The following is a 5271-nucleotide window of genomic DNA, read 5'->3' on the forward strand; positions in this document are numbered from 1 at the left end:
GAACTGGACGAAACGTTTCCACTGGACGATGGCGAGAATGCGGCAGTCACGTTGGCGAACGAAGTGAACGCAAGCCAACTCCTCTGTGACGAGTTCAACCGACTCGCACTTATCCATGCTTCACTGGTTGACACTCGCCTCGTGACAACGCCGATTCTACTCACTGCCCTCGTGCGGAACGGCGTCCTCTCTCCCGATTCTGCGGACCAATTCCTTGAGCAGATGAGTGACGCACGGAGTTGGTCAGCAAACTCCTACGTCGCACGCGCAAAAGCAACACTGCAACAGCAACGAGAGGGGAATTGAGCCTCTCTGAGCGATTTTAGACAGCCTATCGCGACCGTACTGAACAGAGGGCGCAAGTCGATTGGAATCGTCGTCCAAAGCCACTCGATCCAATTCGTTCGAGACAGTGTGGCTGTCTATTACTGAGACCCATTCGCCCGGGTGTCAGTTGCTCGTTGGTGGTACAGAACCCAGAGGACCGGGATACCAGCAATCACTCCGAGCAGAAGCAAGGCGGGGATGGGAATTGGTGGGAGGACACTATCTACCGATTCAAACACCACGTAGAACAGACTCAGTAGTTGGCCGGTCAGTAGAACAGCGAGTGGATATCGCGATTCTTGTTGGTGTTCCCAGCGTCTTCCGGCCACAGCGAGGCCACTTCCGACGAAAACCCACATGCCAGTGATAATCATTCGAAACCCCTGAGAAACGTCAGCGCGCCACGGCTCGAACACGACAATGCCACCGATGGCAGTACAGATACCAATGACGAGAAGAATTTTTGGAGGTAAAGTCGCCGTCTGCTTGACACCCATCTTGTGTCCGTACGCCCGTACAAGGCCCAGCAATAGTAACACACCACTGAGGACGAGTGCAAGACCTATCGCGAGTCGTTCAGGTGGACTGTCCCCAATTTGAGTCATGGCAACAACTAAAATAAGTCCGCCTGCAACTCCGAATACGGTCAATAAGAGGGCGCTACTGAAGCGGCGAGCCATAATATCCACCAATCGTGAGTGTGTAAACTCTTTGGGGCAATCCCGAATGAGTTCTCTGCTGAACTCACCCTCTGTATTCAGCACCTCATTCCAGTCACGTTCTGAGGGTTTCGCCCGAACCCTTATTGTCTATTCAAACTGTCTCGCAACCATGAACGTTCTCAAGATACTGATGGAAGCAATCGAAGGGTACCGCGAGGGTGGCGTCGAAGAGGCAGTCTCCGAAGGCGTCGAAGAAGTCGCAGAAGAAGCGACCGGGCGAGAGTTCTAAGGCGAACGTTAGTCGCTGAACTCGCTCAGTTCAGGTCGCGAACGGCGGCGACGGCGTCCTCGATAGTCGGGGCGTCGAACCAGTCGTAGTCGACGTAGGCGTTGGTACCCGCGCAGTAGAGGTTCGAAAGCGCGTCGACGATTTCGCCGGGGAGGTGTTCGGGTTCGACGTCGCACTGTTCGCGCCAGTTGGGTTCGCCCGTCTCGATTGCTTCTTTCTTGGCGGCGGAGACGGCGTCGACCCACTCGGGTTGGACGCGCTTGTAGTACTGGCGGACGACCTCTTTCGAGACTTGCTGGCCGTCGTACGAGAAGCGGTTCTCGTCGAACGTGCCGACAACGTCTGCGACCTTGACGGTCCCGTCGTGGTACAGGCACTCTATCTTCCCGTCTTCGTGGGCGAATCCGGCGCGGGCGGCGTGGTCGGTCAGGATGTGGTTGACCGCGAGTGCGAGTTCCTCGAGTTGGTCGAGGTCGACGACGCCGGCGATGTCGTCCGCTTCGTCGCGGTCGAGGTAGCGGTCCTGTTCTTCGTACTTCGTAGAGAACTCGACGACGGGTTCGGGGAGGTCGACGGCCTCTTCGGGCCACTCGTCTGCGTCGAGGCCGTAGTCCGCGGGTTCGCCGCGCTTTCGGAGACTCGACCCTACGGGGACGGTGTTGCGGAAGACGATTTCGAGAGGGATGAGGTAATTCTCGCCAGCGACCTCGTGGTAGGCGTCGTAGTCGTACTCGCCGTCTTCGTGCGGGAGGTCCGGCACCTGCGTGAGTTCGATGGCCATCTCGGTCGGGGGCGACTCACACTCGCCGAGGTCTTTGACTTCGCCGTCTTCGACGACGCCCAGATAGTGCGTCGGGACGTGGTTCACGTCCAGAAGTTCGAAGTTGTACGCACCCATCAGACAGAGACTCGCGCCCTTGTTCGGGATGTGGTCGGGCATCTCGCCCCAGTCGAAGACGGAGTAGCGGTCAGAGAAGACGAACCGGCCCCGGCCGAGGTCGGTCGCCGTCGGTTCCTCCTCGACGCGGAAGTCCTTCACGCTGGTCATGTTCGACCCTCTGCGCTCTTCCCACTAAGAACCTTCCACTTCTGTGTGCATCTCGGGAGTATTTTCTGTAAAAGTATGCACGAACGCGCCTATCGAAGGGTCGTGGGAGTAATCGGGCCGCTTTTTCGATACCCGGCCGTTCGTTCGAGTATGCACACCGACCTCGACTCCGACGCCGAGTGGGTTGCTCGTCTGCTCCGCGAGTCGGACACTGCCGTCGCACTCACCGGGGCCGGAATGAGTACCGCGTCCGGCATCCCCGACTTCCGCGGCGAAGACGGCATCTGGAACACCGAGTTCGACCCGCAGTCGTTCCACCGCAGCAGGTTCGTGAACGATCCCGCTAGCTTTTGGCGCGACAGACTGCGCCTCCACGAACGGATGTTCCCCGAGGGCGTCGGACCGAACCCCGGGCACGACGCACTCGCCGCACTGGAATCACACGGCGTCCTCGACGCGGTGGTGACACAGAATACAGACGGCCTCCACCGTGAGGCAGGGTCCGAACAGGTCGTCGAACTCCACGGCAACGCGGCCGACGTCGTCTGCGAATCCTGTGGCGAACGATTCGACGCCGACTGGGCGCTCGACCAGGTCAGAGACGGCGAGGTACCGCCAACCTGCGAGGCCTGCGACGGCGTCGTGAAACCGGACGTCGTTCTGTTCGGTGAACGACTTCCGAAAGTCGCCTACACAAAGGCACAACAACTCGCCGACGAAGCCGACGTCTTCCTCGCACTCGGGTCGTCGCTGACGGTCCACCCCGCCGCCGGATTAGCGGGACAGGCCGCTGAAGATGGGTCGCTCGTCGTCGTCAACTTCGACGAGACGCACTACGACGACGAGGCGGCCAGAGTCGTGCGCACGGACCTCACCGAGTTCCTGCCAGCGGTCGAGAGTCGGTTCTGAGGCGTCGGTCGGTCCTAGAGGGAGAGCCGAACTTTTCTGACGACGAGTTTCGGAAGTTGGCCGAGCACCTGTGGGAACGTCAACCCGAGTTGCGCACCCACCTCGTTCATGTCCGTATGGAAGACGTGCTCGTCGATGGTGCCTGCGTCGAGGTGCAGTATCGAGACACCCCGAATCTCGACGCGTCGTCCGGTCGGGGGGAGGCCACCGAGAGGACCGTCGTGAGTCATGGTCAGTTGGACCTCGTACATGGCGACGTCCTCACCGGTGAGCATATCGAGGACCGTAATCTCGAAGTCGGGGAACGCGGTGGTTATCAACTCCATAAACTGGCGGAGTCCGTCTCGTCCGTGGACCTCTCCTTTCGGCCCGGGAACCCCCTTCGCCGGCGCAGCAGGGTCGTACATGACGAACGTGTCCGAGACCAGTCGTGGAATCGCCTCGTAGTCTCGGTCGTTCCACATGTTCACGTAGGCGTTGGCGGCGAGTTCGGACTCGACGTCGGTCTGGACTCGGTCAGTGTCTGGGTGTTCGTGAGACGACATGGTTACGTTTCGAGAACCGTCACTCCCAGCGGTTCGACCGGTGTTTCGAACTCCGAGACAGTCGTCCGGTCCGAAAAGAACCCAAGAAACCGGGCGGTTTCGGTTCCGGTGTTGTGGAACCCGTGCGGGGTCATCGGTGGAATCACCGTCAACGTCCCCGACTGGATCGCCCCCGTCGACTCTCCGACCCACACCTCGACGTCCGACCCGTCGAGACAGACGATAATCTCTTCGGGGCTGTCGACGTGCGTCCCTAGCTTCTGTCCCGGGTCGAGTTCGAAGTAGACGACGTTGTGTCTGCCTTCGAGTTCCACCCCTGTCGCCGCAGGGAACGACTGGGAGAACGGGAAATTGACCCGCACGTCCATCCCCGAACCGGCTTGTGTCGCCCTGACGAGTTCGAGTTCGTCGAGACGTATCGATTTCACTGCTGTGCGTTTCGACATGTTCAGCTGGACGTACGACAGATTCGAGCTTGAGTGTTCGGAGAATGACATTTCTCTCAGAAAAACTAGTGAAGGCCGCTTCTCTCGTCACAGTGAATCGATGCGGTCAGAGAAGGCGGAGAGAGACAGGGTGGTCCCGAGTGTCGGAGTCACTGGGAGACGTCGACGACCGATAGGTGTTCGTCTAGTGTCAGCGTCAGTGCGTCCTCGGTCGTCCCGATAGTGGTGACCACACGGCGTGGACTGTCGGTGACGGCCGTCGTCACCTGCTTCTGGACGAGGTCGAAGAGGTCGTCCAGCGAGGGGGCGAACACGTTGGTTCCCTGCGTGTACAGATGGCCGATTACGGGAGCGAGCCCCATCACGCAGAGTTCGACTGGCAGTCGTTTGGCGAATCGACACGTGTCGCACCGGAGTTCGCCCCAGGCGACGAAGGGCGTCCCGCAGGTCCGACAGGGTCGGTCCTGTGTCGCGTCGTGCGCTTCACATACCGAAAGAGAACCCTTGACCGCACTCGCACACTCGGGGCAGACACCCTGCACCATGTGCGTCAGGTCCGACATGCATCGGTAGAGTTCCGTCGTGAGCGCCTCGTCCGGTGTCCGGTCGGCCAGACCCGGCGAGGGAAACGGTGCGTTCAGGAGCGTTCCTTTCGGAGCCACGTCACCGAACAGTCCGGCACACTGGGTGCAGGAGAACCGGAGCCACTGGTCTTCGTAGGTGGCTTTTATTGCACCGCCACAGACTGGGCAGTCCGAATTCACCTCTCCAGAGATGTCGGCGTCGTGTTCCCCCGCGACGGTGACGACTGTTCGCGCAATTCGCTTTCCCCCGCCGCTCAGTCGGTATCCATCCGCCGTCTTTCGGACGAAGTGTGGGACGAGCTTCGAGAGGTGGTAGTTGAATCGGCCGTTGTCGCCGACGTTGACGCGTCGGCGCAACTCCGAGAACGACATCGCCGACGCGCTATCGTCGATGTCGTCGTATTCGTGGAGGGCACCGGCCCGCCACAGGGCCCGGATGATGTTCAGCCGCGTCTCGTCCC

At 60.2% G+C, this 5271-nt stretch carries 5 protein-coding genes and 1 pseudogene; 2 read left to right on the top strand and 4 right to left on the bottom strand.

Going from position 1 to position 5271, the window contains the following annotated elements:
• Positions 1 to 306: pseudogene (locus tag AUR66_RS22495) on the top strand (hypothetical protein); the annotation flags it as partial.
• Between the two features lie 997 nt (positions 307 to 1303).
• Here AUR66_RS22495 and AUR66_RS03495 read toward each other — a convergent pair.
• On the bottom strand, positions 1304 to 2326 hold the full coding sequence (locus AUR66_RS03495) for a phosphoribosylaminoimidazolesuccinocarboxamide synthase (protein WP_058571124.1): 1023 nt from the start codon (positions 2324 to 2326) through the stop codon (positions 1304 to 1306).
• A 150-nt stretch (positions 2327 to 2476) separates the two neighbouring features.
• Here AUR66_RS03495 and AUR66_RS03500 point away from each other — a divergent pair, with 150 nt between their 5' ends.
• Positions 2477 to 3235: an SIR2 family NAD-dependent protein deacylase gene (locus AUR66_RS03500; RefSeq protein WP_058571125.1), complete on the top strand. Its 759-nt coding sequence runs from the start codon at positions 2477 to 2479 to the stop codon at positions 3233 to 3235.
• 14 nt (positions 3236 to 3249) lie between these two features.
• Here the strand turns inward: AUR66_RS03500 and AUR66_RS03505 are convergent, their stop codons facing one another.
• The 3 genes from AUR66_RS03505 to AUR66_RS21715 form a co-directional block, all read right to left on the bottom strand.
• On the bottom strand, positions 3250 to 3780 hold the full coding sequence (locus AUR66_RS03505; protein ID WP_058571126.1) for an ester cyclase: 531 nt from the start codon (positions 3778 to 3780) through the stop codon (positions 3250 to 3252).
• Between the two features lie 2 nt (positions 3781 to 3782).
• The gene (locus AUR66_RS03510; protein ID WP_058571128.1) at positions 3783 to 4226 is read right to left on the bottom strand and encodes a cupin domain-containing protein; all 444 of its coding nucleotides are present in this window, start codon (positions 4224 to 4226) and stop codon (positions 3783 to 3785) included.
• A 149-nt stretch (positions 4227 to 4375) separates the two neighbouring features.
• A partial coding sequence (locus tag AUR66_RS21715) for a DUF7351 domain-containing protein (RefSeq protein WP_058571127.1) occupies positions 4376 to 5271 on the bottom strand: 896 nt, incomplete at its 5' end.

It is taken from the genome of Haloferax profundi, assembly GCF_001469865.1.
Classification (GTDB): domain Archaea; phylum Halobacteriota; class Halobacteria; order Halobacteriales; family Haloferacaceae; genus Haloferax; species Haloferax profundi.